Origin of the sequence: Nocardia sp. NPDC019219 (assembly GCF_040632645.1) — a bacterium.
Classification (GTDB): Bacteria; Actinomycetota; Actinomycetes; order Mycobacteriales; family Mycobacteriaceae; genus Nocardia; species Nocardia sputorum.
Genome location: NZ_JBEYCG010000002.1, coordinates 270,479 through 296,673, shown reverse-complemented (window position 1 = coordinate 296,673; position 26,195 = coordinate 270,479). Strand labels below are relative to the sequence as shown.

Genomic DNA, 26,195 nt, shown 5'->3' with positions numbered 1-26,195 from the left:
TGGTTCCTTTCCTCGAAGTTTCAGGGATTGACGGGCGAGAGCTCGGCGGGCCCCCACCGCAGCGCTCCCCCGGGCCGCTCGACCACCTCCTCGACGGTGAAATCCAGGGAGCATTGCGAGCCTGCGGCGAATGTCTCGGGCGCCCAGATCAATTCGGCGGTGCCGGTGAGCTGCAACATGGCTCCCGTGGACCAATCCGGGATCAGAACCCCGCAACGGGGGTTGACCTCGAGGTTGCCGAGCGTCATGAACATCGAATTGCCCCGGTAATCCGGCCAGCGCAGACGGGTGGGCGAGAGCACCTGCAAGAAGCCCGGATTACCGCCGCGGTGCGAGGCGTCCGCGTTGCCCTCCGCGTCCGCTGTCGCGACGAAGAACGTGTCGGCTGCCGCTATCGCGGCCCGCTGGCCCGCGTCGAGTTCGACGCCGCGCCGCACCGCCGGTGAGCCGGCCTCGGGGGCATAGCTCTCGATATCGCGCCGCGAGATGTACTTAGGACAGTTCGAGTACACCTGATCGGTGACGATGCGCAGGCCCGCGCCCTCCGGCGTCGACCTGCCGTTGACCCGCATCCGCCTGCGCCGCTGCGGTTGCAGCGCGATCATGCCGACGCGGGAGGGATGTGTCAGCGCTTCGTGCAGCGGATCGGCAGCAGAGGGCCGGGTTCGGACTGTGATGGTCCGGTCGTCCACCGCCCGCACGAAACCGGGCAGCCCGACCAGCTCGCTCGCCCACAGCCTGCCCGCCGCGTCGGCGGCGGCGAGCACCACCATCCGCTGTTCGGCCAGGAAGCCCGCGGCGACCGCCGGGATATCGGGGCGGATCATGCGACCGACCCGTTCGGCGATATCCGCCTGCCCCATCCGGCGCTGGACGGCGACCTCCCCGCGGTGAAACGTCTCCCGCACGATGGCTCCCTTCGGTGCGCTGACGATCAGATCAGAAGAAGCCACAGGTGGGGGCGGCGCCGCTGGGTGCGGGAGCGGTTTCGGCCCCGCTGGGCGTGTAGACCTCCAGCCGGATGCCGTCGGGGTCGCTGAAGAAGATCCCGCCGGAGGCCACGCCCTCGCCGTGCGCCACCACGCCGTCGTGCGCGAAGGCGACCGAGAGTTCACGCAGCACCCGTTCCACCGCGCGCACCTGGTCGATGCTGTCCACCTGGAACGAAAGGTGATGCAGTCCGGGGGTATCGGTGGAGAACGCGCCGTCGCTCTGCTCCCACAGCGTGACGACGAGTTTGCCGTCCGCACCGAGGAAGGCCCACCGGCGCTGGGCGTCGGTGCTCGCGGCGAGCTGTTCGAAACCGAGCGCGCGGCGATAGAAGTCCACCGAGCGATCCAGGTCGGAGACGTTCAGTCCGACGTGCCCGGTGGCGAGCTGAGGTGCGGCGACCGTGGTCATGATGATTCCTCCTCGGAATGTCTAACTGTCTTATTTAGTTTTACTGGTTAGACCATACGAACGGCAGTGCCCAGTGTCAACCGGTAAAATTCTTTTCAATAGTTACAGGGAGGTGGCCGCCGTGGACGGTGACACGCACTCGATACCCTCGGGCATGCCCGATCCACGCCCCCACCTCGGTGAACCCCTGGCGCTCGATCTGCTGAATACGAGATGGATCGAGCACGGACCACGGGATCTGCTCACCGAGGTCACCGGCCTGCGCACCTGGCTTGCGTCGGCGGGGCTCTCCGATCGCGCCACCGCCGACGAAGCCACCTTGCAGGCGACGCTGACCGCGCGGACGGCCATCTACGACGTGGTCGCGCACGCTTCGCACGCGGGGCTCAACGAGGTGCTGGAACACGGCCGCATCCGCCGCACGCTCACCGAGGCGGGCCCTGCGGACCTGGCGGACGTCGCGGAGCCGGCCTGGCTGCCCGCCTGGCTGGCCGCCGACAACCTGCTGGAACTACTGCGCACCGCGCCGGACCGGATCCGTCAGTGCGCGCATCCGGAGTGCGTGCTGTTCTTCTACGACACCTCGAAGAACGGAACTCGGCGCTGGCACTCCATGGCGACCTGCGGCAACCGCACCAAAGCGGCCCGCCACTACGCGCGGAAGACCTGACGCTCAGAACAATTCGTCGAGCAGCCGGTAGTACGCCAAGCGGTTCTCGTCCGGCTCGGTCAGCCCGTAGGCCGCGAAGAAGGCCGCCACCTCCGCTTCGCCGAAGTCCGCGCGCAGATCGCGGACGGCGAGTGCCAGATCGCGGTAGCGGTCGGCCACGCCGAGCGCGCCCACGTCGAGAAGGACCTCGTTCTCCAGGACGTTCGGCGGGGTGAAGTCGCCGTGCGCCACCACCAGGTCCTCATTGCCCGGCCGCTGCGCCAGCAATCGCGCGAGGACCTCCTCGGGGGTGGATCCGGCGTTGTCGTGGTCGAAATCGTCCGGGTCCACGAGCCCTTCGACCACGTGGCGGCGCGCCTTCGCCAGCACGACGTCGAGCCGTCCGTCGAAGGGGCAGTCGGCGACCGGAATGCCGTGCAGCCGCCGCAGGAGCCCGCCGAGCACGGTGCCGATCGAAGCCGCGTGCGCGCTATAAGAATTCGTCCGCGCCGCCAGGCTGGGTGCGCCCGCGTCCACGAGCACCAGGACGTCGTCTTCGAACGCCGCGACCTCCGGCACGGCGATCCCCCGATCGCGCAGCCAGGTGAGCCGCTGGTACTCGGCGACCGCCTTCGGTCCGCGTTTGAGCCAGTAGGCGCCGTTGACCGACACCACCCCGCCGCTCCTGCCCTCGTGCGAGTCCGACCAGGTCGGCGACTCGCCGAACAGCGTCGCGACCGTGGACGGCAACGGGATCGTCAGCTCACCCAGCGTGTCCAGCGCGGCGCGAGTCGATTCGATCTCCTCGGGATCGCCTTCGGCGACGCGCAGCCGCATCGCCTCGGCCAGCAGCGCGTGCGCCTCGGTCAGCTGATTCCGTTCGGCGAGCGCCTTGCCCAGATGCTGCACGGCGAAGGAGAGCACCTGCGGAGCGGCCGCCCGTGCGTGTTCCACCGCACGGCGGTACAACGTCTCGGCGGTGTGGGCGTCGCCGCGGTAACGGTAGACGTCGCCCAGGTTGATCCACACGCTGATCCGCCGCTGCTCGGTGTCCACCAGTTCGAGCGCGCGATCGAGGTGATCCAGCGCCTCGTCGTAGCGGCCGAGCAGCATCAGCTCGATTCCGGTCTGCCGGTAGCTCGCGAAGTCGTCGGGGCGGGCCTGCGCCACGCGGACGGCCAAGCGCTGCGGGTCGTGCGGGATCATCCGCTGCCGCTCGTCGAACCGGTACAGCGGCTCGTCCCGCTCGACCTGCCCCGGCGCGCTCACCAGCGCGCCCTGGGCACGTCGAATTCGGCGCACAGGGCACGCCAGACGTCGCGGGGATCGATCCCGGCCTCGATGGCGGCGGCGCCGGTGCGCCCGCCCAGCTCGAGGATGACGTGGTCGGTCAGCAGGGCGTCGCCGCGGGCCACACCGAACTCGGTATGCAACAGTTCCTGGAACTCGGTCAATCGCACCGTCCCGAACTTACTCCCATTCCGCGCGGTCCCAGGTCAGTGGCACACCCGGACCGTTCCGGTCAGGGATGCACGGCGTGGCCCACCCGGTGACACAGGCTGACGGGGTCCGGGAACTCGGGCGTGGCGGCCGCCTGCCGGGCCGCGTCGGTGTAGCGGGGATCGGCGAGGATCTCCTGTACCGCGGCGCGGACCGCGGCGGGCGACAGTGGCCGCACGACGATCGAACTGCCTTGCCGGGCGGCGCGATTGGCCAGCTCCCACTGGTCGCCGCCGCCGGGAACGGTGACGATCGGGACACCCGCGGACAGCGTCTTGGCGAGCAGGCCGTGACCGCCGCCGCCCACGACGACGGACGCGTGGGTCAGCAGTGCGTCTTGCCGGCCCAGTCCCGCTGTGGCCCACGGGGGAAGATCGGCGGGCGGAGCGTCCAGCATCGAGATGGCCACGCGGACACCGGTTCCGTCCAAAGCCTCCAGAACGGTCTCCGCCATGCCCGCCACACCGGTGTGGGCCGTCGACGGGGCGACCATCACCAGCGGTGCGTCACCGGGCGGGAGGTCCAGGATCGCGTCGGTCGGCTCCCACAGCAGCGGCCCGATCACATGGGCGGATTCCGGCCAGTCGGGACGCGGCACCTCGAGTGCGGGCAGGGTGGCGACCAGGCGGGCCGCCGGGCCGGGATCGACGGCCGGGAGACCGACGCTCGCGCGCGCCCGCTCGCGCTGGCGGCGCCCGTTCCGCAGGGCGCGTGCGGTCATGCCGCGCAACACACCGTCGCGCACCCGCCCGCGCAGACCCGCACCGGGGGCCAGTCCGCTTCCGATGGGGGGCAATCCCTTCGACGGCAGATACAGCGGATGCGGGGACAGTTCCACCCACGGGACGCCGAGCCGCTCGGCGGCCATCCCGCCGCCCGCGGTCAGCACGTCGGAGATCACCAGTTCGGGCAACATCGCGCTCAGTTCGGGCAGGATCTCGGTGGAGATGTGCGCCGCCCGCTCGTGAATGCGCTGCCCCGCGTCCGCGTCGTCGTCCACCGGCCGCGGCGCCAAGCCTTTGAGCCTGCGCACCCCGATTCCGGCGGCGAGTGCGGCGTCGAACCAGCGCGGACCCGTGAACAGGACCGGCTCGTCACCGGCATCCAGGAACCGCAAGCACAACGCGATAGCGGGGAACGCGTGACCGGGGTCGGGCCCTGCGACGACGGCTACTCGCATCCGCCTAGCCTGCCACAGGGCCGATCACCCGCATCGCGGCGGCGGGGGTGCGACAGGGTCCGCCCGCCGTGTCCGCCCCCTACAGCTTGCTCACCGTCGAGTTGTCCGAACCCGACACCGCCTTGTACAGCAGGTACAACCCGAACACGATGGCGCTGATCACCAGGATCGGGAACAGGCCCTTGATCAATGCGCCGATGACGGCCAGTGCGATCCAGACGACCGCGACGATGCCGATGATCTTCCACAACATTCCGATGCCTCCCAGAAGTCCGTTTCCGCTTCGAGCATGACACTCGGGTGGGCGGGAATCACCAGGTGAAGCGCGATACCGGGGTGGAAATCAGGGTTCCCCCTGACACCAGGACCTCGTCCGGCCCGCGGTGATCGGGGTTTCCTACTCGGTGTCCGGCCACGCGTGCCTCCCGGTGACCTCCGGTGGCCGGGTTCTCGCTTCCTCGGGCGCAGGTCACGTCACCGGAGTAGCGTCGATTCTGCCTGCGGCGGGACACGTCGATATGCGATCGGACCAGGCCGGACGCTCGCGGCAGAACAATGGGCCATCGGGCGTCCGGCATCCGAGCCCGCGATATCGGCGCACGACCTCGAGGGCTAGGGACCGGAGTCCATGACCCAGTACGCGAGTTCGAAAGTCGACGACGCACCGGCGCCCGTATCGGCGTCGGCGCTGTGGGCTCTGGGCGCGATGTCGGCGCTGCTCTCGGGCGATCACCGGGAACCGGACATCCTGCGGATCGCCGCGGAGTCGGTGTCCTCCGCCGGATGCTGCGACGCACTGGGCTGCTATCGACTCGTCGGGGGCGAATACCGGCTCGGCACAGGGCAGTCCGCTCCGCCCGATCTGGACGCGCAACTGCGCGCGCGGAACGGCGCAGGCCGCCTCCGGCTCCCCGGCCGCCGGTGGGCGTGGGCGCTACCCCTGCGCGACCGGTCCGGGGTGGTCGGCGCGATCGTCGTCGGCGCCGACCGCGAACCGTCGCAGAAGGAGATGTTCCTGCTCACCGTGCTCGCTCGACTGGCGAGCGTCGCGCTGGCCGATGGTATGCGGCGCGAGCGTGCTGCCGCGGTGGCCGCCGACCTGACCGAGGTCAACGAGCGGCTGTCGGCAACCGTGCTGTGGCTGCGGCGCCGCACCCACGTCCAGGAAGTGCTCTCCGATGCCGCCGCGTACGGCGGCGGCGAACAAGGCATCGCGGACGCGCTGGGACAGCTGACCGGATTGCCGGTCGCCGTCGAGGACCCGTTCGGCAATCTGCGGGCGTGGTCGGGACCGGGCAGACCGGATCCGTACCCCAAAGCGCCGCCGCGGCAGCGGGAGCAACTGCTGCGCCGTCTCGCCGCCCACAACGGCCCGCTGCGCGTCCGCGACCGCGTGATCATCCTGGTGAAACCGCGTACGGAGATACTCGGCACGCTCGCGTTGATCGATCCGGACGATACGGCGGTCGACGCGGAGATCTTCGCGCTCGCCTACAGCAGCACGATGCTCGGGCTGGAGTTGGCGCATCAGCGCAACCTCGCCGAGATCGAGCTGCGGTTGCGCCGCGAGCTGGTCGACGACCTACTGTCCGGCGCCGACGGCGACAGCGCCTTCGCCCGCGCCGAGGCCCTGGGCTACGACCTGCACGGCGAGCACTACGTGGTGCTCGTGCACGGCGTCGACAGCGCGTCGGCGGAGGCGGTCGCCCGGGCCGCCACGGCGCTGGAACTGCCCTTCCTGCACGGCCGCCGTTCGGGCATGGTCGTGCTGATCACCGATCGCAGGCCCGACCCGGCCGCACTGCATCGCACCGTCCGCGCGCACCTCGACACCGCCCCGGTGGCCATCGGCATCAGCGGCCGCTGCGCGCGACCGGCCGATTTCGTCCGGGCGTTCGACGATGCGCGCCACGCGATCGATATCCGCCTGCGATCGCCCACGCCCGACGGCGCGACCGCGTACGACGAGCTGGGCTTCTACCGCCTGATCGACGCCGCCCGCACGGACGGCCGAGTCGAGCGGTTCATCCGGGAATGGCTCGGCCTCCTGCTCGATTACGACCGGGACCGCAACGCCGACCTGGTGTACACGCTGAGCCAATACCTCGAATGCGGTGGCAATTACGACGATTCCGCCGCTGCCCTGCACATCCATCGCAGCACCCTGCGCTACCGGCTCGGCCGCATCCGGCAGCTCACCGGATTCGATCTGCGCGACGTCGACACCCGCTTCACGTTGCAAGCGGCCACACGCGCCTGGCGATTCCTGTCCTCGACCGCGCCGCCGGACCGGCCCTCCCGTGCCACCGACCGAACGACTCCGGACTGAATACCGACCTGCTCGCGACCGGATCACAACCATGGTGTGCGCTCCGGGCGGGACACGCACACCATCGTCGAGGACGAGTCCGCCCGGTCAGCTCCTGGGGCGCTCGGCGTCCGGCAACTCTTCGGCCAAGGGATCGTCGTCCGGCATGCCGTCCGGTCGCTGCATCCCGAGATCGGCCGTATCGACGGCGTAGGGGTCGATCATCTGTTCCCGCCCCATGCGCGACCGATCGCCGCTGCGCGGCATCCGGAGCGTCTCCTCTTCACTGCCCGGATGGCGGCGCCTCCGTGCCGCGGCGACGTCGCCCGGTTCGCCGGCGCGCTCCTCCGGCGGGCGGGTCATCTCGGGGCGGGCTCGTCGCGGCTGCGGCACCGGCTGCCTGCCGTAGACGTCCCAGGCGGCCTGCTCCGGGTCGATCTGATAGTGATCGAACAGTTCCTGCTCGGCCTGCGGGCTGATCTGCCCGTTGTGGTCCAGCTGAGGCGAGGTCTTCACCGCCTCCTTGCCGACTCGCACCCGCAACGTCGCCGCCTCGGGACGATGCTCGGCCCCGGCCAGCGGGACCAAGGCGTCGGTGCTGAACAGGCCGGTGGACACCGCGATCCAGGTGGGGGATCCGGAGTTGTTGTCGACGTAGACCCGTTTGACCTTGCCGATCTTCTCGCCTTCGGGGCCGTACACCGAGCTGCCGATGAGCGTTTCCAGCATTTCAGTCATGGGTTCCTCCGCGGTTCGTCCCTGCGACGCGCAGCCCGGCAGAACGCGGCTGGGCACCGCGCGTGCTGAGAAAGGGTTCAATCGCTTGCGGGTCGATCGGTGGCCTCGGATCCGTCGGCGACGCGCCGCGTCCTGCGCGACACCCGCACCGGGTCCTCGGCGGTGTCACACGCGAAGTACCGGCTGACATCCAGCCGCTGCGTGTCCTGGTCGAGCAGCGATAGACGGTAGGAAACATCGAGCATGACGTGCTCCTGCCCTGTAGTGCATGTTCCCGCCCTCAGTCGAGGCCGGAAGTAATCAGCTACACCGTGGCAACTACCCCGCTCTGCCGCAGCCAAACACTGCGATTACCGATTCGACGACTCGCCGAATCGTCTCCAAGATCATAGTTATTGGACAGCTATCTTCAGTGCTCGCTCCGTGGCCCGCGGTGCGCCGCACCGGCCTCGCGATCTCCGCTTCTGATCAGCGTCAGCGCCGACGGCCCGCTGGCGAACCGGAAGTTCTTGCCGCGATGATCGACCTCTCCGTCGGTGGCCAACGAGACCGGCTGCCCGGCCACCCGCACGGTCACGCGGGAGACCCGGCGGTGCCGATAGGTGGGCGAATACGCGAGCGTGCCGGTGAACGTCGCGAAGACCAGCCGCAGCCGGGAGAACGGGACGTCGGCGCGCAGGTAACGGACATCGAGGGTGCCGCCGTGCAATTCCGGACGCGACATGGGGATCTGGTCGGCGGGATGGTAGGCGCCGTTGCCGACGAACAGCATCCACAGCGCGGTGCGGGTGTCATCGATGGTGACGTGCAGCGGCTGGGCGCGGAACAGTACGCGCACCATGGCGAGTCCCGCAGCGGGCCACTTGCCGATCCGGCGCTCCCAGCGCTCCCGGACCCGCACGAAGTCGGGATAACCGCCGAGGCTGGCGGTGTTGACGAAGACGCGCTGCTCTGCGTCGTCGAAGCACACCTCGGCCACGTCGACGCGCACCGCTTCGCCCGCTTGCAACGCGGCGAGGGTGACATCGGAGTCCTCCACCCCGGCATCCCTGGCGAAGTGGTTCAGCGTGCCGCCCGCGAAGACCGCCAACGGCACCCGGTGGCGCACCGCGTACTCCGCGACGGCCGACACCGTTCCGTCTCCGCCGACCACGCCGAGAGCGACGATGTCGTCGCGTCGCAGCAGTTCGCCGACCCGCGCCTCGACGTCGTCGTCGCCGAGTTCGAGCACCTCGGCGGCGGGCAGCCGGTCGCGCAGGGTGGCCAGCGCGTTGTCGCCGTCGCCCGATCCCGCGTGCGGATTGCCGATCAGCAGCAATCCGGCGCCGTCCGGCAGCGGGTCGATGTGTTCGACCGGGCCCAGGGCGGCGGGCTCGTCGTCGCGCACCGCCCACCACCGCCGGGTGACCAGCGCGACCGCGCCACCGAACAACGCGCCCGCGACCACGTCGGACGGCCAATGCACGCCGATATGGACGCGGGAGTACGCGACCGCGGCGGCGACGGGGGCGACGGCGGCAGCCGCCACGGGAGACTCCAGCGCCAGGCCCGTCGCGAAGGCGGCGGCGGAAGCCGAGTGCCCGGACGGGAACGACGACGAGACCGGCGGCGCGACCAGCCTGCGCACGAACGGAACGGACTCGTCCGGCGGACGGCGGCGCGGAAACAGCGGTTTGGCCACGCCGTTGGCCACGCTGCTGGCAATGCTCAGTGCGAGCAGCCCGCGCACCGCGCCGCGCCGGGTCGAGCGATCTCCGGCGACGAACAGGACCGCCCCCAGGGCGATCCACAGACGGTTCTTGTCGGCGGCGGTGCTCAACGCCTTCAGCGCCCGGTCCGCCGGGGTCGCTCGAACCCGCGCACTGCGGTCGACCAGCCACCGATCCAGGCTGCTCGTCATGCCGACCATCACACCGTCACGCCCGCGAGCCGAGAGAAACCGCATCGCCGCAGCCTACCGGCCACGCACGCGCCGGATCCGCGCCCATCACGCACGAACGCCCGGCTGACGCGCTCGCCGGATGCCGCTTGCGCCGGCACGACCGGATCGTAGGCCCGTTCAGTGCACGGATGTACTCTGATCTTCGACGCACAGTGACGTTGCGCGACAAGAGGGAAGGGATGATCGAATGACGGAGACACACCGGTCAGCACACAGTCATGCACTGAGCCTCATCTAACGGCCGGGACCCGATGGAACAGACGAACGAGCTGGCACAAGAACTCGCGGCCGCCGCGCGGCGGCACGGCTCGGCGATCGCCGGGATCGTCGGATCCGCCGCCCGGAAGGCGTCCTGGGAGGTGCTCGACCTCATGGCCGAGAGCCGCGAACTGGTCGGCGCGGCGTTCCGCGCCAGGGCCGAGGAACTCCGCCGCAAGGACCGGTCGAGCTGAACCGGCCGGCGTCAGATCGGTGGCCGCGGCGACGCGGGCACCGATTTGTCGGCCACCTCGATGAGGGCCTGGGCCCACCCGTCCAGCCGATCGGAAGCATGGCGCAGATCCGCCACGATGGTGTCGAAGTTGTGCCGAACCACGGTGTTCTCCGGAACCGCGAGGATCCGGGCTGCCGCGGCTACGACCTGCTCGTACTCCCCGACGCCCGCATCGAGCCTGGCCAGAATCAGCCGGAGGTTCTCGGTGAGCGCCACCGCCGCGGGGGAATCAGCGCTCCCCATCGCACCGAGGCCCTGTTCCATCGCCGTGATGTCGGCGGCCAGCGCGTGCAGCGCCGCCGCGCCCGAAGCGGCCGTTTCCAGCAGGTCGGCCAGTTCGTCCTGCGGCAGCCGGTGCGAGCGAGCGATCTGGACGCCCATCCCGTGCAATGCCTTCTCCGCCCGCACCAGACGCGCGATCGCCGGGCGCGCGTTGGACCACAACGGCGGCTGCTTGCGCGGGATGAACGCCGCGTGCGGCAGGGGAGCGCCGCGCAGCCGCAGATAACGGCGAGTGCTCAGCGCCGCGCCCGTCACCAGCGCGACCGCGCCGCCGCCGACCATGACCACGGCCCAGACCGGCGCCGAAAGGACAACGAGGCCAACGGTTCCCGCCGTGGTGAGGCCGGATACGGTGCCCAGCTGGAAGCTTCGGCGACGGGCCCTGCGGCGGCGGCGCAGCTCACGCTCCCGCGGATCGGCCCAGCGCCGCACGGCCACAAGCGCGTTCTCCCCCGCTTCGCGAAGGCTGTCCGGCAGGCTGCCCGGCTGTGGCGCGAGCGCGGCTTGTGCCCGGATCAGCGCCGTCCCGCGCAGGCGCCGCGCGTCGAGCTGCCGCTCACCGAATACCCTGCCGCTCATACCTTCTCTCCCACCGGTTGCACACTTCGGACAGACCGAGACCCGACTCGGCCGACGGCCGGCCGGTCGGGTCCCCACGCCTTGTCTTCCAGTGAACCAGCCCCCACCGACACATGTCGCCGAACGCCCGTCGTCGGCTACTGCTGCGCGGCCTGCCCCTTGTTCATCTGCGGCTGCGCCTGCCCCGGATTGATGGCGGGCTGGGCGCCACCGGCGGGCAGCTGATCCCCGCGCATGGACGCGCGGATCTGCTCCAGCTTGCTGTGCCCGGCCATCTGGATGCTGGCCTGCTGCACCTCGAGCATGCGACCCTGCACCGAGTTCTGCGCGAGTTCGGCGGCGCCCAGCGCGTTGGCGTAGCGGCGTTCGATCTTCTCGCGCACCGCGTCCAGACTCGGGGTGCTGCCCGGCGCGGACAGCGTCGAATCCATCTGCTGCAGCGAGGCGGAGACCTGTTCCTGCATCTTGGCCTGCTCCAGCTGGCTGAGCAGCTTGGTGCGCTCGGCGACCTTCTGCTGCAACAGCATCGCGTTCTGCTCCACGGCCTTCTTGGCCTGGGCGGCCGCCTGCAGCGACTGGTCGTGCAGGACCTTCAGGTCCTCGACGGACTGCTCGGCGGTGACCAGTTGCGCCGCGAACGCCTCGGCGGCGTTGGTGTACTGGATCGCCTTCTCGGTGTCGCTCGCGGCGGTGGCCTGGTCGGCCAGCAGAACGGCCTGGCGCGCGTTGGCGTTGAGCTTCTCGACTTCGTCCAGCTGCCGGTTCAGCTTCATCTCCAGCTGGCGCTGGTTGCCGATGACCGACGCGGCCTGCTGCGAAAGGGCCTGGTGCTGCCGCTGGGCTTCCTCGATAGCCTGCTGAATCTGGACCTTCGGATCCGCGTGCTCCTCGATCTTCGCATCGAAGAGGGCCATCAGGTATTTCCAGGCCTTGACGAACGGATTAGCCATCGATTGATCCCGCCTCCATCTGACATGCCGCGCTCGGGCGCGACTCCAGTGCGCGACCGTCACGCACTCGATATGTGCCTATCCTCCACCATGTGGCACCCGAGCCGGGCGAACCCGGCTCAACCGACGCCTAAGGGAGAATCTATCCGCTTTCCGCACCGGCCCGCAGCGTTGCCGCCGTGGCCACGTCTCGTCGCGCGTCACGCGCCCTTGACCAGGACCAACATGTCCGAACGCGGCGCGGGGATGACGATCCGGGTGTCCTCCGCCAGCGGCAGCGGCCGCGCCGCGTCGGCCACCGACATGGTCGCCGCCGCGGGTTCGTCCTGCGCCGCGGGTTCGGCGGCGGTCTGCTCCGACGCCGCGGTCGCGGCCGGGGCGTCGCTCGCGGTCGCGTCGGCGGTCGGCCCGTCGGCGCCGGCCATGATCGTGCTCACATCCCACAGCACCCGGGACAGCGGCACGTCCAGCGCTTCGCAGATGGCGGCCAGCAATTCACTGGAAGCCTCCTTACGACCGCGCTCGACTTCGGAGAGATAGCCCAGGCTCACCCGCGCGGAGGTCGACACCTCGCGCAAGGTCCGGTTCTGGGCGAGACGCGCACGCCGCAGACTGTCCCCGATCGCCTCTCGCAGCAGCGTCATCTCGTTCTCCTTCGCTCCCGGTCGCCGGGCCGAGGCGATTCTCGACCCCACGCATGCCGTTCTTTCTGGCACAACGTCCGAGCCGGGGCGGTTGGTTCCCGCCCGGGGCACCTCAGCCGCTCCGCCCGACGCGGTCGGCCGGGCCCGGGCCCGCCTCCCGCACACACCGCAGCAATTCCGACACCGCCGTGCGCGTCGCACCGATTCTGATCGTCCACCGGTCGCCGGGGAGTTTCAACCGCATCACCTCGGTATGCCCCGGACCGGCCAGTCCGAGGAAGACCGTGCCGACCGGGTGCCCGTCCTGTGAATCGGGGCCCGCCACGCCGGTCAGGCCCACGCCCCAGTCCGCGCCGCATCGGGTGCGCGCGCCCACGGCCAGCTGTTCGGCGGTGCTCGCCGCCACCGGGCCTTCGGCCGCGAGCACTTCCGCGTCCACACCCGCGAGGCTGTGCTTGAGATCGGTGGCGTACACCACCAAGCCGCCGCGCAGCACGGCACTGGCGCCGGGGACCCCGGCGATGGTCGCCGCGAGCAGGCCCGCGGTCAGGGATTCGGCGGTGGCCACGGTTTGCCGCACAGTCACCAGCGCACGAACCAGATCGATGGCCTGCACGCCTTCCACCAGCGGATCGCTCATACGCCGCGCGTCCGCCCCGGTCCGCCCGCGAACCACACCCGGGCCGCCTGACCGACGTAGTCCAGCCCGGTGGCCACCGTCAGCGCGACCGCCAGGTACATCAGCAGCATGCCGATGCCGGCGACCCAGCCTGACAGCGGCAGCAGCAACATGGCGATGGCCAGCGACTGGACCAGGGTTTTGAGCTTGCCGCCGCGCCCGGCGGGAATGACGCCGCGCCGCACGACGAGCAGGCGCAGCAGTGTGACGCCGATCTCGCGACCGCAGATCACCAGGGTGATCCACCAGGCCAGATCGCCGAGCAGGGACAGCCCTATCACCGCCGACCCGATCAGCGCCTTGTCCGCGATGGGATCGGCCAGCTTGCCGAAGTCGGTCACCAGGCCGTATTTGCGAGCCAGTTGCCCATCGAACCGGTCGGTGATCGCGGCGAGGCCGAACAGCGCCGCCGCGGCGATCCGCCAGCCGGTGTCGTGGCCATCTCCGACGAACAGCGCCACGACGAACAGCGGCACGATCGCGATGCGCAGCATGGTCAGCACATTCGCGATGTTCAGCAGGGGCGGCCCGCTCTCGGCCTGCGCGGGCGCGAAGCCGGGCCGGGTTGGTGCGGGCGCCACCCAGGGGCGGTCCGCCTCGTCGGGTTGCACGCTCATGCTCTGCCCCTTCCGGCACGAGCGGGGCCCCGCGTGGTCACGCTCCGCTGCCGCCTCCGGGCCTGACCGCTCACGCCGTCGCCTCGCCGGCGATCGGCTCGGTCACGGCCGCCTCGGCACCGCGTCGCGCTGCCCGGCGCGATGCGGTGAGCTGAACGAGTGGATCTGCGGCACACGTTCAGACTATCGGTAGCCGGGCCGACTACTGTGCACCCCATGACCTCTCGGGGACCACTAGGTGGTTCGACCAGCGACGCGTATCCGGGCGCGGCTTCGGCCGCGCGGAGTTCCGTTCCGGTCGTCCGACGCGCGCGAACCTCCGATGTGCCCGAGATCAAGCGCCTCGTCGACGTCTACGCCGGCCGGATCCTGCTGGAGAAGAACCTGGTCAACCTCTACGAGGCGGTGCAGGAGTTCTGGGTCGCCGAGTTGGACGGCCGGGTCGTCGGCTGCGGCGCGCTGCACGTGCTGTGGGCCGACCTCGGGGAGGTGCGCACGGTCGCGGTACACCCCGACGTCAAGGGCTCCGGTGTGGGCAAGCTCATTGTGCAGCGGTTGATCGAGGTTGCTCGCGAACTCGAGCTGGAGCGGGTGTTCGTGCTGACCTTCGAAGTGGAGTTCTTCGGCAGGCACGGTTTCGTCGAGATCGACGGCACGCCGGTCACCGCCGAGGTGTATGCCGAGATGTGCCGGTCCTACGACACCGGTGTGGCCGAGTTCCTCGATCTGAGCTATGTAAAGCCCAACACCCTCGGCAATACTCGAATGCTGCTGACGCTCTGAGTCCGTTCCCACAGGAAGCGATACCGTGCCGATCTTCGCCGTCCACTACGTCTACTCCCAGGCCACTGCCGCGGACCGGGACGTCCACCGCCCCGAGCACCGCGCCTGGCTGGCCGGCCTGCTCGAGTCCGGCGCCCTGCTCAGCAGCGGCCCGTACCCGGACGGGTCCGGAGCGCTGCTGATCTTCCGCTCGGAGGACGCCGGGCAGTTGAAGGACCTGCTCGCCCAGGACCCGTTCGCCCGGGAGAACCTGATCGACGACGTGCGCGCCGTGGAGTGGGCGCCGGTCTTCGGCGCATTCGCGTCCTGACCGGCTAGCGGTCCGCTCGCACGCGGGTGCGGAGCAGGCTGGCGACCGTCGCGACGACCAGGATGCCCAAGATCACGCCCAGCGAGACGGGCGTGGAGATCTCCGGCACCGCGACGTGCTCGCCGCCGTTGACGAACGGCAGCGTGTTCTCGTGCAGGGCGTGCAGTACCAGCTTCACGCCGATGAACGCGAGGATCGCGGCCAGCCCGTAGGACAGGTACACCAGCCGGTCGAGCAGACCGCCGATCAGGAAGTACAGCTGTCGCAAGCCCATGAGCGCGAACGCGTTGGCGGTGAAGACGAGGTACGGCTGCTCGGTCAGGCCGTAGATGGCCGGAATGGAGTCCAGCGCGAAGAGCAGGTCGGCGAATCCGATGGCCAGCAGCGCGAGCAACAGCGGGGTGACCGCCCGGCGGCCGTCGACCCTGGTCACCAGCTTGTCGCCGTCGTATTGGTCCGTGGTGGGCAGCACCCGTTTGGCCAACGCGACGATCCGGCTGTCTCTCTTCTCCTCGACCTCGACCTCGTGGCCGCTCTCGCGCAGCAACTTGACGGCGGTGTAGACGAGGAAGAGACCGAACAGGTAGAACACCCAGCTGAACGCGCTGATCGCGGCCGCGCCGACGGCGATGAACGCACCGCGCATGACCAGGGCGAGCACGATGCCGATCAGCAGCACCTTCTGCTGGTAGATCCGCGGCACCGCGAAGGTGGACATGATGATCAGGAAGACGAACAGGTTGTCCACCGAGAGCGCCTTCTCGGTGACGAAGCCCGCGTAGTACTCCCCGGCGTAGGTCGAACCCCACTGCCAGGCGACCACACCGCCGAACAGCAGCGCCAGCCCGATGTACACCGCGGACCAGAACCCGGATTCCCGGAACGTCGGTTCGTGCGGGGTGCGGACGTGGGCGAAGAAGTCGAAGATGAACAGTCCGAGGATCACCACGACGGTGATCACCCATTCGAGTGCGGTTACGTGCATGCGGCGTGCCGATCGAGAGCGAAGATCATGATGTCCATAATGCCCGATTTGTCCGTTGTTGTTCGATAGCGGGGTGATTGCCGCCCATAATTCCACATGCGTTCACCCGCCCGCTCATGCCACAGTCGTCGTTCGTGGCGACGATCACCGTCACGTTCGACCGCGCCAATGCGCTGCCCGGCCTCACGACGGCGGGACGGGACGGCGAGTGGCGACCGACCCGGTACTCGTTGCCGCTGCCGTCGAGCTATACCCTTCAGGCACGGAAGAACCGGACCGGGTAGGGTCGTCGGCGAGGGAAAAACGGTTCCCGGCACCGTATCCGGTGCTACCTTCGAGCCGACGAAGATCAGATCGCAGGAAGGCGAGACGATGACCGGAACGCTACGGCAAGAGTTGCCGAGCGATGCCCGGCGTTCGCGCGCCCACGCCGTGCTATCGCTCTCGTTCATCTCGTGGTGGATGAGCGCGCGGAGCCGCCCCTGATCTCGTCTTTCCCAGACCTGTATCGAAGGGGTCACTCCGCGGCGAATCGCCGGGAGTGACCCCTTTTTCGTGCGGTCGAAACCCGACCCGATCCCTCGTAGCCCAATCGGTAGAGGCGCCGGACCTAGATTCCGGGAGATGCGAGTTCGAATCTCGCCGAGGGAACCAGCCGGATCACTCCGGCGGCTCGGAGCCGCCGTCCTCCCCGCCACCGCGGATCGACCACAGGAGCCCGTCCAGCTCATCGGGTTTCACGAGCACGTCGCGCGCCTTGGAGCCCTCGCTGGGACCGACCACGCCGCGGGTCTCCATGAGGTCCATCAGCCGTCCTGCCTTGGCGAAGCCGACGCGCAGCTTGCGCTGCAGCATGGACGTCGAGCCGAACTGCGAGGTGACCACGAGTTCCACCGCCTGCAGGAAGACGTCGAGATCGTCGCCGATGTCGGGATCGACGTCCTTCTTCTCGCCCGGCTTCGCCGCGGTCACGCCCTCTTGATACTCCGGCTCGGCCTGGTTCTTGGTGAAGTCGACGACGGCGTGGATCTCCTCGTCGCTGATGAACGCGCCCTGCAACCGGGTCGGCTTGCCCGCCCCCATCGGCAGGAACAAGCCGTCGCCCATGCCGATCAGCTTCTCCGCGCCGGGCTGGTCGAGGATGACGCGGGAGTCGGTCAGCGATGAGGTCGCGAAGGCCAGGCGGGAGGGCACGTTGGTCTTGATCAGACCGGTCACCACGTCCACCGACGGCCGCTGCGTGGCCAGCACGAGATGGATCCCGGCCGCACGGGCCTTCTGGGTGATGCGGACGATGGCGTCTTCCACGTCGCGCGGAGCGGTCATCATCAGATCGGCCAGCTCGTCGACGATGGCCAGGATGTACGGGTAGGGCCGGTACACCCGTTCGCTGCCCAGCGGCGCGGTGATCGCGCCCGACTTCACCTTCTTGTTGAAGTCGTCGATGTGGCGCACCTTGTTGGCCTGCATGTCCTGATAGCGCTGCTCCATCTCCTCGACGAGCCAGGCCAGCGCGGCCGCGGCCTTCTTCGGCTGGGTGATGATGGGCGTGATCAGGTGCGGGATGCCCTCGTACGGAGTGAGTTCCACCATCTTCGGGTCGATGAGGATCATCCGGACTTCGTCCGGCGTGGCTCGCTGCAGCAAGGACACCAGCATCGAGTTCACGAAGCTGGACTTACCCGAACCGGTGGACCCCGCGACGAGCAGGTGCGGCATCTTGGCCAGATTCGCCGAGACGAACTCGCCCTCGATGTTCTTGCCCAGGCCGATCACCAGCGGGTGGTGGTCGGTGCGGGTACTGGGCGCCTTGAGCACGTCGGCCAGCCGGACCAGCTCGCGGTCGGCGTTGGGCACCTCGATGCCGACGGCGGACTTGCCGGGGATCGGCGCGAGCAGCCGGACGTTCTCCGTCGCGACGGCGTAGGCGATGTTGCGGGCCAGCGCGGTGATCTTCTCGACCTTCACGCCGGGCCCGAGTTCGACCTCGTAGCGGGTGACCGTCGGGCCCCGCACGAAGCCGGTCACCGCGGCGTCGATCTTGAACTGCACCAGCACCTCGGTGATCGCCTCGATCATCGATTCGTTGGCGGCGCTGCGTTTCTTCGGCGGATCCCCGTCGGTGAGCAGCGACAACGGCGGCAGGGTGTAGTCGCCTTCGACCTCGCGATCGGCGACGAACTCCAGCTGCTGCGGCGGCGGTGGCGGTGGCGTCTGATCCTCCACCACCGCGGCGGGACGCTGCTTCTTCGGCCTCGGTTTCGGCGCGGGTTCTTCGACCGCGATCTGCTTGGCGTCGCGCAGCGGCGGTTCACCGAGCGCTTCGGTGACCGCGTCGGGGTCGCCGAACTCGTCGGGCGGGTAGTTCTCCGCCGGCGTGCGACCGCGCCGCTTGGTGGTGGCGCGGTGCACCGGGAAACCGTCGGCGTCGTAGTTGGCCGGATCGTAGTCCCGGTAATCGCCGTCGAATTCGCCGTAGTCGTCGCCACCGGTCTCGGTGCCGAGGTAACGCCGCAGCTTGGCGGGCACCTCGCGCACCGTGGTCCCGGTCACCAGCAGCGCGCCGAAGACGATGGCCAGCAGCAGGATCGGGACCGAGAGCCAGGCGGTGAGGCCGTTGGTCAGCGGCCCGCCGGTCACGAAGCCGACGAAACCGGCCGCGCGGGAACGTCCGTGCGCGTCGGTGGGAGCGCCCGCGGCGATGTGCCACAGTCCGAGGATCGGCAAGCCGATCAGCAGGCCGCCGAGCACCAGCCGCGGCCGGATCTCGGGGCGCGGTTCGGTCCGCATCAGGACGACGGCGATCCCGGAGGCGACGAACGGCAGTCCCGCGGACGCCGATCCGGAGATCGCGCGGATCACGTCCTCGACCCAGTGGCCGACCGGCCCGCCTGCCGACAACCAGACCGCCGCCGCGATCACGGCGCTCAGGGCGATCAGCGCCAGCGCGATGCCGTCGCGCCGATGCCCGTGCTCGATCTCGCCCGCGCGGCTCAACGTCCGGGTGGTCGCGCCGAGTCCGCGGGCCAGCATGGTCCAGCCGCTGCCGATACCTCGTGTGATGACCGCGAGCGGAGCCGTGTTCGACGGACGGCGCGCCGGGCGCCGGGCCGGGGCGCGCCTGCGGGGGGTGGCGGTCGCTCTGGGCGCCGCGGCACGGGGCGTGGCCGCGCGAGACCGCGCCGTGGTGGTCCTCCCCCGCGCCGATCCCGCCCGCGCCCGAGTCGTCGTGGTGCTGCGGGACTTACCTGCCATGGCCCCAGGCTAGCCGCAATCGCCCCATCCGGACCATCCGCAACACTGGCACCGTCGCGCCTCTGGCGGCTTTTCGCCGCCCGTCGGCCTCTGCGGCCCGAGGCGACGGGCGATTATCAGACCGAACGGTCCGCTTCGAACACCGCCCGGACGGCCTCCGGGGATCCGGCGGTCTCCAGCCGGACTTCGTCCCGGCCGAAGGCGTGCAGCACCAGTTCCGACGGCTTTCCGGTCAGCGTGACCACCTCGTCGGACGCCGACCGCACCACCGTGCGCCTGCCGTCCGGCGTCGCGATTTCGACGGTGACCGGCGCCTTGCGGTAGGCCATCTTGGCCATCTTCCGCAGGACCGACCACAGCTGGTCCTCGTCGGCGGCGGTCAGTTCGCGTGGCTGCCAACCGGGTTCGGCGCGGCGCACGTCCTCGTGATGGACGAACATCTCGGACAGATTGACGACCGCGTCCACCGGCCGCAGCGGCGACCACCACGGCGGACCGGTCCGCACCTGTTCCAGCAGTTCGGGGAAGGGCTTACGCGCCGCCTTCGCTTGCACCCGCGCGAGATACCCGGCGAACGGCTTCAGCAGGATGCCCGGCGCGGCATCGGGCCGCCGTTCGCGAACCACCAGATGAGCGGCCAGATCTCGCACCGTCCACGCACCGCAGAGCGTGCGCGCGTCCGGACCCGCCGCCTCCATCGCTTCCACGAGTCCCCGGCGTTCCCGCTGTGCCATAGTCACTCCCCGAACATACCGACCGCCATGCGTCGACGCCGTGCGGCACGACGCCCTGCGGTCACCGCGACCGCGGCGCCGCCCCGGCGGTCCACGCGGGGATTTCTCCGGCGACGCCAGGCGGGCCACGAGAACCGAGGACGTGCCACACTCGGCTTCGTGCCGACCGGCACGCAATGACGTTGTGCTTAATCGAGATTCGCCGCTGACACGGGCGACGGAAACCCCTGCGCCCCGGTTGCGGGAGGCGGGGCCGTTGGCCACACTTGGCTCTATACCGGCAACGCGCGCCCCTAGCACGGTGTTCGCGTCTCCCTCTGCCGGGAAATCTCCGGCTAGCGTAATGAAGGTCGGCTCTGTACCTTGTCACTCGGTCCATCGGGTCGTGGGCCTTATGACAAGAAGGGGCAAATCCTCGTGAAGAAGTTTGCTACCGGTGTGGCCGCGCTCGCGGCGGCAGGTGCCGCGCTGGCTGTCAGCGCGCCCGCCGCGAACGCTTACACCAACAACTACGGCGCGATCGCGCTGTCCACCTCCACCGGTTTGATCGGGTACTCCTACGACTACCCGAACTCGTCTGCCGCACAGCAGCGCGCCATCAGCTCCTGCGGCGCGGCGGACTGCCAGTCGGTGGTCTGGTTCCGCAACGGCTGCGGCGCCGTGGCGTACTCCAGCGGCACCGGTACCTGGAGCTGGGGGTACGCCTCGTCGCGGCGCAGCGCGCAAGGCCAGGCGCTGGCGCACAACGATTCCGATGCCTACATCGTGCACTGGAACTGCACGTCCAACCACGGCTGATGCCCGGACTTCGAGTCGAAGGAAACAACGTGAAGCACCGCACTTTCCGGACCACCGTGGCCGTCGTCCTCACCGCACTGGCCTGCTCGCTGAGCGCCTGCGCCTCCAACGACGACTCCTCGTCTCCGAGCACCAGCGCCAATCCCAGCCACGCGGCGGGTGAGCTGGAGGGCGGCTCGGACAAGGGCGACAAGGAGGCCGGCTCGGCGCCGACCACACCGTCCTCGCCCGCCCTGGCCAAGCCCTCCGTGCAGCAGCTGAACGAACGGCTGCAGAAGGCGTTCGATCCGAACGTGCCGAACGCGGAGAAGATCAGCTGGATCCAGGCCGCCGAGCAGGATCCCTACCTGGTCGCCAACCTCGTCGACGCCGCGAAGAAGCAGAAGGTCACCGTCGAGGTCACCAACGTGGGCGACCCGAAGGACGGCAAACTCAAGGCCGACGCCAAGGTCACCATCGACGGCACCCCGGTGGACGACGCGTTCATCCAGTTCGTGTCCGAGGGCGGCCAGTGGAAAGTCGACCACACCTTCGCCTGCAACATCGTCAAGAGCGCGAAGATCGAGTCCGCGGCCTGCCAGGAGTAATCCACTACCGCGTGGAAAGCGCCGGGCAGCTGAGCTGCCCGGCGCTTTTCGTTGCGGGGATGGTCAGACGCCGATGACGGTCGGCACGATCATCGGACGACGCCGATAGGTGTCGGCCACCCATCGACCCACCACGCGGCGCACACCCTGCGCGATCCGGTGGGTGTCGGTGACGCCTTCGCCCGCAAGGCGCAACAGTTCGGCTTCCACCAATTCCGCCGCGTCGAGCAGTGCGGTGGGATCGTCGGAGAAGCCGCGGCCGCTCAGTTCCGGGGTACTCACCGCCTTGCCGGTGGTCTCATCGATGGCGACGGTGATCGCGATGAAACCGCCCTCGCCGAGCACCAGCCGGTCCGACAGCGTCGACTCCCCGACATCACCGACCGACAGCCCGTCGACGTATACGTGGCCCACCGGCACCCGTCCGACGATCGAGGCGATGCCGTCGACCAAGTCGACCACCACGCCGTCCTCGGCGAGCACCACCCGCTCCTGCGGCACGCCGGTCGCCACCGCCAGCGCCGCGTTGGCGCGCAGATGGCGCCACTCGCCGTGCACCGGCATCGCATTGGTCGGCCGCACCGCGTTGTACAGGTAGAGCAGCTCTCCCGCCGAGGCGTGCCCGGAGACGTGCACCTTGGCGTTCTGCTGGGTGATCACCGTGGCCCCGAGCCGGGCCAGGCCGTTGACCACCGCGAACACCGAGTTCTCGTTGCCGGGGATCAGCGAGGAGGCCAGCACCACGAGGTCGTCGGGGCGGATGTTGATCTGCCGGTGGTCGCCGCGCGCCATCCGCGACAGCGCTGACAGCGGCTCGCCCTGCGAACCCGTGGAGATCAGCACCAGGCGGTGGCTGGGCAGCGTGGCGGCGACGTCGAGGTCGACGACGACGCCCTCCGGCACGGTGAGATAGCCCAGGTCCTGGGCGATCTGCATATTGCGGACCATCGAGCGGCCGACGAAACACACGCGCCGCCCGTACTTCTGGGCCACGTCGACGACCTGCTGGATGCGGTGCACATGACTGGCGAAGGACGCGACGATGACCCGGCCGTTCGCCTTGCCGATGACCGTGTCCAGCACGCCGCCGATCTCGCGTTCCGGCGTGACGAAGCCAGGGACCTCGGCGTTGGTGGAGTCCACCAGGAACAGATCGACGCCCTCGTCACCGAGCCGGGAGAATCCGGCCAGGTCGGTGAGCCGCCCGTCCAGCGGGAGCTGGTCGAGCTTGATGTCACCGGTGTGCAACGCGACGCCCGCCGGCGTGCGGATGGCGACGGCGAGCGCGTCGGGAATGGAATGGTTGACCGCGAAGTACTCGCAGCCGAACGGGCCGTGGGTGGTGTGCTGCCCCTCGGTCACTTCGACGAGTTTCGGGTGCAGGCGGTGTTCCCGGCACTTCGCGGAGACCAGCGCGAGGGTGAACTTCGAGCCGACGACCGGGATATCGGGCCGCAGCCGCAGCAGGAACGGCACCGCGCCGATGTGGTCCTCGTGGCCGTGGGTGAGCACGACGGCCACGACATCGTCGATCCGGTCCTCGATGGGGCGGAAGTCCGGCAGGATCAGGTCGACGCCGGGCTGCTGGTCCTCCGGGAACAGCACGCCGCAGTCGACGATCAGCAGTTTGCCGCCGTACTCGAAAACGGTCATGTTCCGGCCGATTTCGCCGATACCGCCCAGCGCGAACACGCGCAGGCCGTTCTGCGGCAGGGGCGGCGGGGCGCCGAGCCGATCGTGCGCGGCCACCGGGGCCGCCTGTGCCGGAGGCTCTTCGACCCGGCGGGCGCCGGACTGCCCGCGTCCCCGGCCCCCTCGCCGGGACGCCGCGTTCTGACCCTTGCCTTCCCGGCGCGCCTGCACGGGCGCGGGCTTCTCGGCGGTGACCGCGGGAGGGGCTTCAGCCGTCGTCTCGTCCAGAGCCGGCTCGGGCCGTGCGACGGTCTCCGCTGACGCGGGGGACGGCGTCACCTGCTCCGCCGGGGTGGTGGGGGCCGGCGCTCCCGCGGGGCGGGACGCGCTGCGCCGGCGCCGGGATAGATGTTCGCTCACGAAAGCACTCCGACCGCTCGCAGGTCCGCGGCGAGCACTTCCAGTTGCTCGCCGGTCGGCATCAGTTGCGGAAGCCGCGGTTCGCCGACCTCCACGCCCAGCAGCCGCAGGCCCCCCTTGCTCATCGCGACGCCGCCGAGCCGGGCCATCGCGGCGTGCAGCGGCAGCAGCGTGGTGTTGATTTCGCGGGCGCGCACCACCTGCCCCGCCGTGTATGCCTCCAGCAACGCACACAGTCGTTCGGGTACGAGATGCCCGATGACGCTGATGAATCCGGCCGCGCCGACCGACAACCAGGGCAGGTTGAGCGCGTCGTCGCCGGAGTAGAAGGTCAGGCCGGTGCTCGCGATGAGTTCGGCGCCCATGTTCAGATCGCCTTTGGCGTCCTTGACCGCGACGATGCGCGGGTGCTCGGCGAGCTTGCGGATGGTGTCACTGGCGATCGGCACCACCGAACGCCCGGGAATGTCGTACAGGGTGACCGGCAGGTCGGTGGCGTCCGCGACGGCGGTGAAATGCGCGATCAGCCCCTCCTGGGAGGGCCGGGAGTAGTACGGCGTCACCACGAGCAAACCGTGTGCACCCGCCCGCTGCGCGTTGCGCGCGAGCACGATCGAATGCGCGGTGTCGTAGGTGCCCGCGCCCGCGATCACGGTCGCGCGCTTACCGACGGCATCGACGACGGCGCGCAGCAGATCGGCCTTCTCCGACTCGGTGGTGGTCGGCGATTCACCGGTGGTTCCCGAGATCGCGAGCAGGTCGACGCCGCGGTCGACCAGGCGGGCCGCGAGCGCGACCCCGGCATCGACGTCGAGCTTGCCGTCGGCGCTGAAGGGGGTCACCATCGCGACACCTACCGTGCCGGACGCACGCAGCTCCGTTGGCGTCGATTCACCGTTCTTCATGGTCAGAAAGGCTACCCGGTCCAAGACACGCCCTCGACACCGTCGTCGGCGATCAGGCCGCAACAAAGACGCGAATCCATATCGACGACAGCTGGGTGATGCCATCTTGCCGCTTGCCTGACATCAATTATGGCGTCACACTGGCGTCATGGATTTGACCAAGTACACCAGCCGGCTGCGCGAGAACCTGATCGCCGCCGCGGCGCTCGGCGACGAGAAGACGCAGGCCACGGCGACGGCCCTGGCCGCTGCGACGGAGGGGCCTGCCCGCCTGGTGCTGCTCGCCGCGCTGTCGGACCTCGCCGCCGAGGTCAGCGCCGCACTCGGCGACCGAACGGTGCACGTGTCGGTCGACGGCACCGACGCGTCCATCGATGTGCGCAAGAGCACGGTGGGTGACGAGCCGCCCACCTTCGAGGAGATGACCGGAGACATCAGCAGGGTCACGCTGCGACTGGTGGAGCAGATGAAGGCGCGTGCGGAAGAGGCTGCGGCACAGAGCGGTCAGTCCCTGAACTCGTGGCTGTCCAGCGCCGTCCACGGGGCTTTGCGCGACCAGATGCGCGGGTACGGGCCCAAACGCGACAGCTGACCCAGTCGCGCCTACAGCAACGCGGCGAGATTGCCGCGATCGCCGATGACGACCTCGTCCAGTTCGAGCCAATCGGCCATCTCGCGCAGCGCGCCTGCGAGAGCGTGCGCGGTGGCCGGAGTGTCGTATCCGGGTTCGGCGAACGCGGCGGGGACCCACAACCGGCCGTTCGCACGCTCCGCGCGTAGGTCGACGCGACCGACGAGTTCACCGTCGAGCAGGAACGGGAAGACGTAATAGCCGTGCACCCGTTTGTGTTCAGGGGTGTAGATCTCGATGCGGTAGTGGAAGTCGAAGATGCGCTCCGTGCGGGCGCGGAAGAAGATGAGCGGGTCGAACGGGCACAGCAGCGCGGCCCCTTCGACGCGGCGCGGTGTCGGGGCGCCAGCCCGCAGATAGGCCGGTTTCTCCCAGCCCGCCACCTCCACCGGGATCAGCTCTCCCGCGTCCACCAGATCGGCGATGGCCGGTTCGGTCTGGGCGCGCTGCAGCCGGTAGTAGTCCCGCAGGTCCGCTTCGGTGCCGATGCCGTGCGCGGTGGCGGCACGCAGCACCAGCTCACGGACGGCGTCCGCTTCGGCGACGTCGCGGGACAGCACCTCCGCGGGCAGCACCCGCTCGGTCAAGTCGTAGTGCCTGGTGAATCCCACACGGGTGGCCACCGACAGCGCGCCCGCCGCGAAGAGCTGCTCGCAGATCATCTTCGTATCGCTGAGATTCCACCAGGAGCCCTTCGGTCGCGGCTTGTCCAGCTCCAAATGACGCTCCACTTCGCCGGCGGTGGCCGCACCCACCGACGTGATCACGTCCAGGATGTCCTTGCCCAGGGTCGGATTGCGCTCGACCACCTTGCGCATGCCCGACCAGCGCCCGTGCTCGTACCGCCGCATCCGCCAGCGCAGCAGCGGCCAGTCCTCCACCGGGATGAGCGCGGCCTCGTGTGCCCAGTACTCGACGAGTGCCCGCGGGCGCCGAGCGCCGTTGCTCCACGCCGCCTGATCCAGCAGCGTGCGATCGTAGGACCCGATGCGGCTGAACACCGGCGCGTAATGCGCTCGCACCACCGCCGACACCGAATCCAGTTGCAGCAGCTGGGTCCGGTCCAGCACACCGAGCACCGTCCGCCGCGTCGCGCGGCCGGGCCTGCGCATCCCGAAACCCTGCGCCGCCAAAGCCGTTCGCCGTGCCGCCGCGGCACCCATCTTCCGCATAGCAGGCAACGATGCCACGAC

General features: G+C 69.6%; 29 protein-coding genes and 1 tRNA gene. 10 read left to right on the top strand and 20 right to left on the bottom strand.

Annotation, left to right across the window (positions count from 1 at the left end):
- Positions 1-20: 20 nt before the first annotated feature.
- Together ABZ552_RS05815 and ABZ552_RS05810 are read right to left on the bottom strand one after the other, a co-directional pair.
- Positions 21-863 carry a pyridoxamine 5'-phosphate oxidase family protein gene (locus ABZ552_RS05815; RefSeq protein WP_281919534.1) on the bottom strand — a complete coding sequence of 281 codons (843 nt, stop codon included), beginning with the start codon at positions 861-863 and terminating at the stop codon, positions 21-23.
- Positions 864-939: 76 nt separating this feature from the next.
- Positions 940-1,401 carry a VOC family protein gene (locus ABZ552_RS05810; protein WP_281917783.1) on the bottom strand — a complete coding sequence of 154 codons (462 nt, stop codon included), beginning with the start codon at positions 1,399-1,401 and terminating at the stop codon, positions 940-942.
- Between the two features lie 154 nt (positions 1,402-1,555).
- Between ABZ552_RS05810 and ABZ552_RS05805 the strand changes: the two genes are divergently transcribed.
- Positions 1,556-2,071, top strand: coding sequence for a CGNR zinc finger domain-containing protein (locus ABZ552_RS05805; RefSeq protein WP_281919533.1), 516 nt, complete (start codon positions 1,556-1,558; stop codon positions 2,069-2,071).
- Positions 2,072-2,074: 3 nt separating this feature from the next.
- Here the strand turns inward: ABZ552_RS05805 and ABZ552_RS05800 are convergent, their stop codons facing one another.
- The 4 genes from ABZ552_RS05800 to ABZ552_RS05785 form a co-directional block, all read right to left on the bottom strand.
- Positions 2,075-3,319, bottom strand: a complete 1,245-nt coding sequence (locus tag ABZ552_RS05800; protein WP_281917782.1) for an APH(3') family aminoglycoside O-phosphotransferase — start codon at positions 3,317-3,319, stop codon at positions 2,075-2,077.
- The gene (locus tag ABZ552_RS05795; protein ID WP_281878732.1) at positions 3,316-3,510 is read right to left on the bottom strand and encodes a DUF3046 domain-containing protein; all 195 of its coding nucleotides are present in this window, start codon (positions 3,508-3,510) and stop codon (positions 3,316-3,318) included. The genes ABZ552_RS05800 and ABZ552_RS05795 overlap by 4 nt, the downstream gene beginning before the upstream one ends.
- Positions 3,511-3,572: 62 nt before the next feature.
- Positions 3,573-4,730, bottom strand: coding sequence for a nucleotide disphospho-sugar-binding domain-containing protein (locus ABZ552_RS05790; RefSeq protein WP_281917781.1), 1,158 nt, complete (start codon positions 4,728-4,730; stop codon positions 3,573-3,575).
- A 79-nt stretch (positions 4,731-4,809) separates the two neighbouring features.
- The gene (locus ABZ552_RS05785; RefSeq protein WP_039799283.1) at positions 4,810-4,983 is read right to left on the bottom strand and encodes a hypothetical protein; all 174 of its coding nucleotides are present in this window, start codon (positions 4,981-4,983) and stop codon (positions 4,810-4,812) included.
- Between the two features lie 375 nt (positions 4,984-5,358).
- Here ABZ552_RS05785 and ABZ552_RS05780 point away from each other — a divergent pair, with 375 nt between their 5' ends.
- A complete protein-coding gene (locus tag ABZ552_RS05780) occupies positions 5,359-7,059 on the top strand; it encodes a helix-turn-helix domain-containing protein (protein ID WP_357435800.1) in 1,701 nt (566 codons plus the stop codon).
- A gap of 87 nt (positions 7,060-7,146) precedes the next feature.
- On the opposite strand, the gene ABZ552_RS05775 is transcribed toward ABZ552_RS05780, so the two are convergent.
- The 3 genes from ABZ552_RS05775 to ABZ552_RS05765 all read right to left on the bottom strand — a co-directional run bounded on the left by ABZ552_RS05775 (position 7,147) and on the right by ABZ552_RS05765 (position 9,721).
- The gene (locus ABZ552_RS05775) at positions 7,147-7,776 is read right to left on the bottom strand and encodes a PRC-barrel domain-containing protein (protein ID WP_281878728.1); all 630 of its coding nucleotides are present in this window, start codon (positions 7,774-7,776) and stop codon (positions 7,147-7,149) included.
- A gap of 77 nt (positions 7,777-7,853) precedes the next feature.
- Positions 7,854-8,021 (bottom strand): hypothetical protein, encoded by a 168-nt coding sequence (locus ABZ552_RS05770; RefSeq protein WP_281878727.1) that lies wholly within the window; start codon positions 8,019-8,021, stop codon positions 7,854-7,856.
- Positions 8,022-8,185: 164 nt separating this feature from the next.
- Positions 8,186-9,721 (bottom strand): bifunctional phosphatase PAP2/diacylglycerol kinase family protein, encoded by a 1,536-nt coding sequence (locus tag ABZ552_RS05765; RefSeq protein WP_281917779.1) that lies wholly within the window; start codon positions 9,719-9,721, stop codon positions 8,186-8,188.
- Between the two features lie 248 nt (positions 9,722-9,969).
- Here ABZ552_RS05765 and ABZ552_RS05760 point away from each other — a divergent pair, with 248 nt between their 5' ends.
- Positions 9,970-10,170 carry a hypothetical protein gene (locus ABZ552_RS05760; protein WP_281878725.1) on the top strand — a complete coding sequence of 67 codons (201 nt, stop codon included), beginning with the start codon at positions 9,970-9,972 and terminating at the stop codon, positions 10,168-10,170.
- Positions 10,171-10,181: 11 nt separating this feature from the next.
- Here the strand turns inward: ABZ552_RS05760 and ABZ552_RS05755 are convergent, their stop codons facing one another.
- The 5 genes from ABZ552_RS05755 to pgsA all read right to left on the bottom strand — a co-directional run bounded on the left by ABZ552_RS05755 (position 10,182) and on the right by pgsA (position 13,962).
- Entirely contained in the window at positions 10,182-11,072 is an 891-nt protein-coding gene (locus ABZ552_RS05755) for a hypothetical protein (protein WP_281878724.1), read from the bottom strand.
- Positions 11,073-11,209: 137 nt separating this feature from the next.
- Complete coding sequence (gene pspA, locus ABZ552_RS05750; RefSeq protein WP_357435797.1) at positions 11,210-12,022, bottom strand: phage shock protein PspA; 813 nt, start codon at positions 12,020-12,022, stop codon at positions 11,210-11,212.
- Between the two features lie 200 nt (positions 12,023-12,222).
- On the bottom strand, positions 12,223-12,666 hold the full coding sequence (locus ABZ552_RS05745; protein WP_281917778.1) for a helix-turn-helix transcriptional regulator: 444 nt from the start codon (positions 12,664-12,666) through the stop codon (positions 12,223-12,225).
- A gap of 112 nt (positions 12,667-12,778) precedes the next feature.
- Entirely contained in the window at positions 12,779-13,306 is a 528-nt protein-coding gene (locus ABZ552_RS05740; RefSeq protein WP_281878721.1) for a nicotinamide-nucleotide amidohydrolase family protein, read from the bottom strand.
- Positions 13,303-13,962, bottom strand: coding sequence for a CDP-diacylglycerol--glycerol-3-phosphate 3-phosphatidyltransferase (gene pgsA, locus ABZ552_RS05735; protein WP_281878720.1), 660 nt, complete (start codon positions 13,960-13,962; stop codon positions 13,303-13,305). Before pgsA ends, ABZ552_RS05740 begins: the two co-directional genes overlap by 4 nt.
- A 216-nt stretch (positions 13,963-14,178) precedes the next feature.
- Between pgsA and ABZ552_RS05730 the strand changes: the two genes are divergently transcribed.
- Both ABZ552_RS05730 and ABZ552_RS05725 read left to right on the top strand, forming a co-directional pair.
- Positions 14,179-14,745, top strand: a complete 567-nt coding sequence (locus ABZ552_RS05730; RefSeq protein WP_281878719.1) for an amino-acid N-acetyltransferase — start codon at positions 14,179-14,181, stop codon at positions 14,743-14,745.
- 25 nt (positions 14,746-14,770) lie between these two features.
- Entirely contained in the window at positions 14,771-15,055 is a 285-nt protein-coding gene (locus ABZ552_RS05725) for a YciI family protein (RefSeq protein WP_281878718.1), read from the top strand.
- Between the two features lie 4 nt (positions 15,056-15,059).
- Here the strand turns inward: ABZ552_RS05725 and ABZ552_RS05720 are convergent, their stop codons facing one another.
- On the bottom strand, positions 15,060-16,040 hold the full coding sequence (locus tag ABZ552_RS05720) for a TerC family protein (protein ID WP_281878717.1): 981 nt from the start codon (positions 16,038-16,040) through the stop codon (positions 15,060-15,062).
- A 134-nt stretch (positions 16,041-16,174) separates the two neighbouring features.
- On the opposite strand from ABZ552_RS05720, the gene ABZ552_RS05715 reads away from it, so the two are divergent.
- Both ABZ552_RS05715 and ABZ552_RS05710 read left to right on the top strand, forming a co-directional pair.
- Complete coding sequence (locus ABZ552_RS05715) at positions 16,175-16,324, top strand: hypothetical protein (protein ID WP_281878716.1); 150 nt, start codon at positions 16,175-16,177, stop codon at positions 16,322-16,324.
- A 293-nt stretch (positions 16,325-16,617) separates the two neighbouring features.
- Positions 16,618-16,694: transfer RNA gene (locus ABZ552_RS05710), tRNA-Leu, on the top strand.
- A gap of 6 nt (positions 16,695-16,700) precedes the next feature.
- Here ABZ552_RS05710 and ABZ552_RS05705 read toward each other — a convergent pair.
- On the bottom strand, positions 16,701-19,295 hold the full coding sequence (locus ABZ552_RS05705) for a DNA translocase FtsK (protein WP_281878715.1): 2,595 nt from the start codon (positions 19,293-19,295) through the stop codon (positions 16,701-16,703).
- A 116-nt stretch (positions 19,296-19,411) separates the two neighbouring features.
- Positions 19,412-20,035: a TIGR03085 family metal-binding protein gene (locus tag ABZ552_RS05700; RefSeq protein WP_357435794.1), complete on the bottom strand. Its 624-nt coding sequence runs from the start codon at positions 20,033-20,035 to the stop codon at positions 19,412-19,414.
- A 411-nt stretch (positions 20,036-20,446) separates the two neighbouring features.
- On the opposite strand from ABZ552_RS05700, the gene ABZ552_RS05695 reads away from it, so the two are divergent.
- The gene (locus tag ABZ552_RS05695) at positions 20,447-20,827 is read left to right on the top strand and encodes a DUF4189 domain-containing protein (protein WP_281878713.1); all 381 of its coding nucleotides are present in this window, start codon (positions 20,447-20,449) and stop codon (positions 20,825-20,827) included.
- A 29-nt stretch (positions 20,828-20,856) separates the two neighbouring features.
- Entirely contained in the window at positions 20,857-21,414 is a 558-nt protein-coding gene (locus ABZ552_RS05690) for a hypothetical protein (RefSeq protein ID WP_281878712.1), read from the top strand.
- 63 nt (positions 21,415-21,477) lie between these two features.
- Here ABZ552_RS05690 and ABZ552_RS05685 read toward each other — a convergent pair whose 3' ends face one another.
- Positions 21,478-23,466 (bottom strand): RNase J family beta-CASP ribonuclease, encoded by a 1,989-nt coding sequence (locus tag ABZ552_RS05685; protein ID WP_281917774.1) that lies wholly within the window; start codon positions 23,464-23,466, stop codon positions 21,478-21,480.
- On the bottom strand, positions 23,463-24,371 hold the full coding sequence (gene dapA, locus ABZ552_RS05680) for a 4-hydroxy-tetrahydrodipicolinate synthase (RefSeq protein WP_357435791.1): 909 nt from the start codon (positions 24,369-24,371) through the stop codon (positions 23,463-23,465). Before dapA ends, ABZ552_RS05685 begins: the two co-directional genes overlap by 4 nt.
- A gap of 148 nt (positions 24,372-24,519) precedes the next feature.
- Between dapA and ABZ552_RS05675 the strand changes: the two genes are divergently transcribed.
- Complete coding sequence (locus ABZ552_RS05675) at positions 24,520-24,963, top strand: hypothetical protein (protein ID WP_281917773.1); 444 nt, start codon at positions 24,520-24,522, stop codon at positions 24,961-24,963.
- Between the two features lie 11 nt (positions 24,964-24,974).
- Here ABZ552_RS05675 and ABZ552_RS05670 read toward each other — a convergent pair whose 3' ends face one another.
- Positions 24,975-26,174, bottom strand: coding sequence for a crosslink repair DNA glycosylase YcaQ family protein (locus tag ABZ552_RS05670; protein WP_281878708.1), 1,200 nt, complete (start codon positions 26,172-26,174; stop codon positions 24,975-24,977).
- Positions 26,175-26,195 lie beyond the last annotated feature (21 nt).

Excerpts from the sequence above, each read along its gene's own strand:
- ABZ552_RS05805 (WP_281919533.1), top strand. The coding sequence starts at position 1,556 with ATGCCCGATCCACGCCCCCACCTCGGTGAACCCCTGGCGCTCGATCTG.
- ABZ552_RS05705 (WP_281878715.1), bottom strand. The coding sequence starts at position 19,295 with ATGGCAGGTAAGTCCCGCAGCACCACGACGACTCGGGCGCGGGCGGGA.
- ABZ552_RS05760 (WP_281878725.1), top strand. The coding sequence starts at position 9,970 with ATGGAACAGACGAACGAGCTGGCACAAGAACTCGCGGCCGCCGCGCGG.
- ABZ552_RS05790 (WP_281917781.1), bottom strand. The coding sequence starts at position 4,730 with ATGCGAGTAGCCGTCGTCGCAGGGCCCGACCCCGGTCACGCGTTCCCC.
- dapA (WP_357435791.1), bottom strand. The coding sequence starts at position 24,371 with ATGAAGAACGGTGAATCGACGCCAACGGAGCTGCGTGCGTCCGGCACG.
- ABZ552_RS05815 (WP_281919534.1), bottom strand. The coding sequence starts at position 863 with ATGGGGCAGGCGGATATCGCCGAACGGGTCGGTCGCATGATCCGCCCC.
- ABZ552_RS05745 (WP_281917778.1), bottom strand. The coding sequence starts at position 12,666 with ATGACGCTGCTGCGAGAGGCGATCGGGGACAGTCTGCGGCGTGCGCGT.
- ABZ552_RS05785 (WP_039799283.1), bottom strand. The coding sequence starts at position 4,983 with ATGTTGTGGAAGATCATCGGCATCGTCGCGGTCGTCTGGATCGCACTG.
- pspA (WP_357435797.1), bottom strand. The coding sequence starts at position 12,022 with ATGGCTAATCCGTTCGTCAAGGCCTGGAAATACCTGATGGCCCTCTTC.
- ABZ552_RS05780 (WP_357435800.1), top strand. The coding sequence starts at position 5,359 with ATGACCCAGTACGCGAGTTCGAAAGTCGACGACGCACCGGCGCCCGTA.
- ABZ552_RS05740 (WP_281878721.1), bottom strand. The coding sequence starts at position 13,306 with ATGAGCGATCCGCTGGTGGAAGGCGTGCAGGCCATCGATCTGGTTCGT.
- ABZ552_RS05670 (WP_281878708.1), bottom strand. The coding sequence starts at position 26,174 with ATGCGGAAGATGGGTGCCGCGGCGGCACGGCGAACGGCTTTGGCGGCG.
- pgsA (WP_281878720.1), bottom strand. The coding sequence starts at position 13,962 with ATGAGCGTGCAACCCGACGAGGCGGACCGCCCCTGGGTGGCGCCCGCA.
- ABZ552_RS05675 (WP_281917773.1), top strand. The coding sequence starts at position 24,520 with ATGGATTTGACCAAGTACACCAGCCGGCTGCGCGAGAACCTGATCGCC.
- ABZ552_RS05755 (WP_281878724.1), bottom strand. The coding sequence starts at position 11,072 with ATGAGCGGCAGGGTATTCGGTGAGCGGCAGCTCGACGCGCGGCGCCTG.
- ABZ552_RS05810 (WP_281917783.1), bottom strand. The coding sequence starts at position 1,401 with ATGACCACGGTCGCCGCACCTCAGCTCGCCACCGGGCACGTCGGACTG.
- ABZ552_RS05730 (WP_281878719.1), top strand. The coding sequence starts at position 14,179 with ATGACCTCTCGGGGACCACTAGGTGGTTCGACCAGCGACGCGTATCCG.
- ABZ552_RS05765 (WP_281917779.1), bottom strand. The coding sequence starts at position 9,721 with ATGCGGTTTCTCTCGGCTCGCGGGCGTGACGGTGTGATGGTCGGCATG.
- ABZ552_RS05720 (WP_281878717.1), bottom strand. The coding sequence starts at position 16,040 with ATGCACGTAACCGCACTCGAATGGGTGATCACCGTCGTGGTGATCCTC.
- ABZ552_RS05770 (WP_281878727.1), bottom strand. The coding sequence starts at position 8,021 with ATGCTCGATGTTTCCTACCGTCTATCGCTGCTCGACCAGGACACGCAG.
- ABZ552_RS05775 (WP_281878728.1), bottom strand. The coding sequence starts at position 7,776 with ATGACTGAAATGCTGGAAACGCTCATCGGCAGCTCGGTGTACGGCCCC.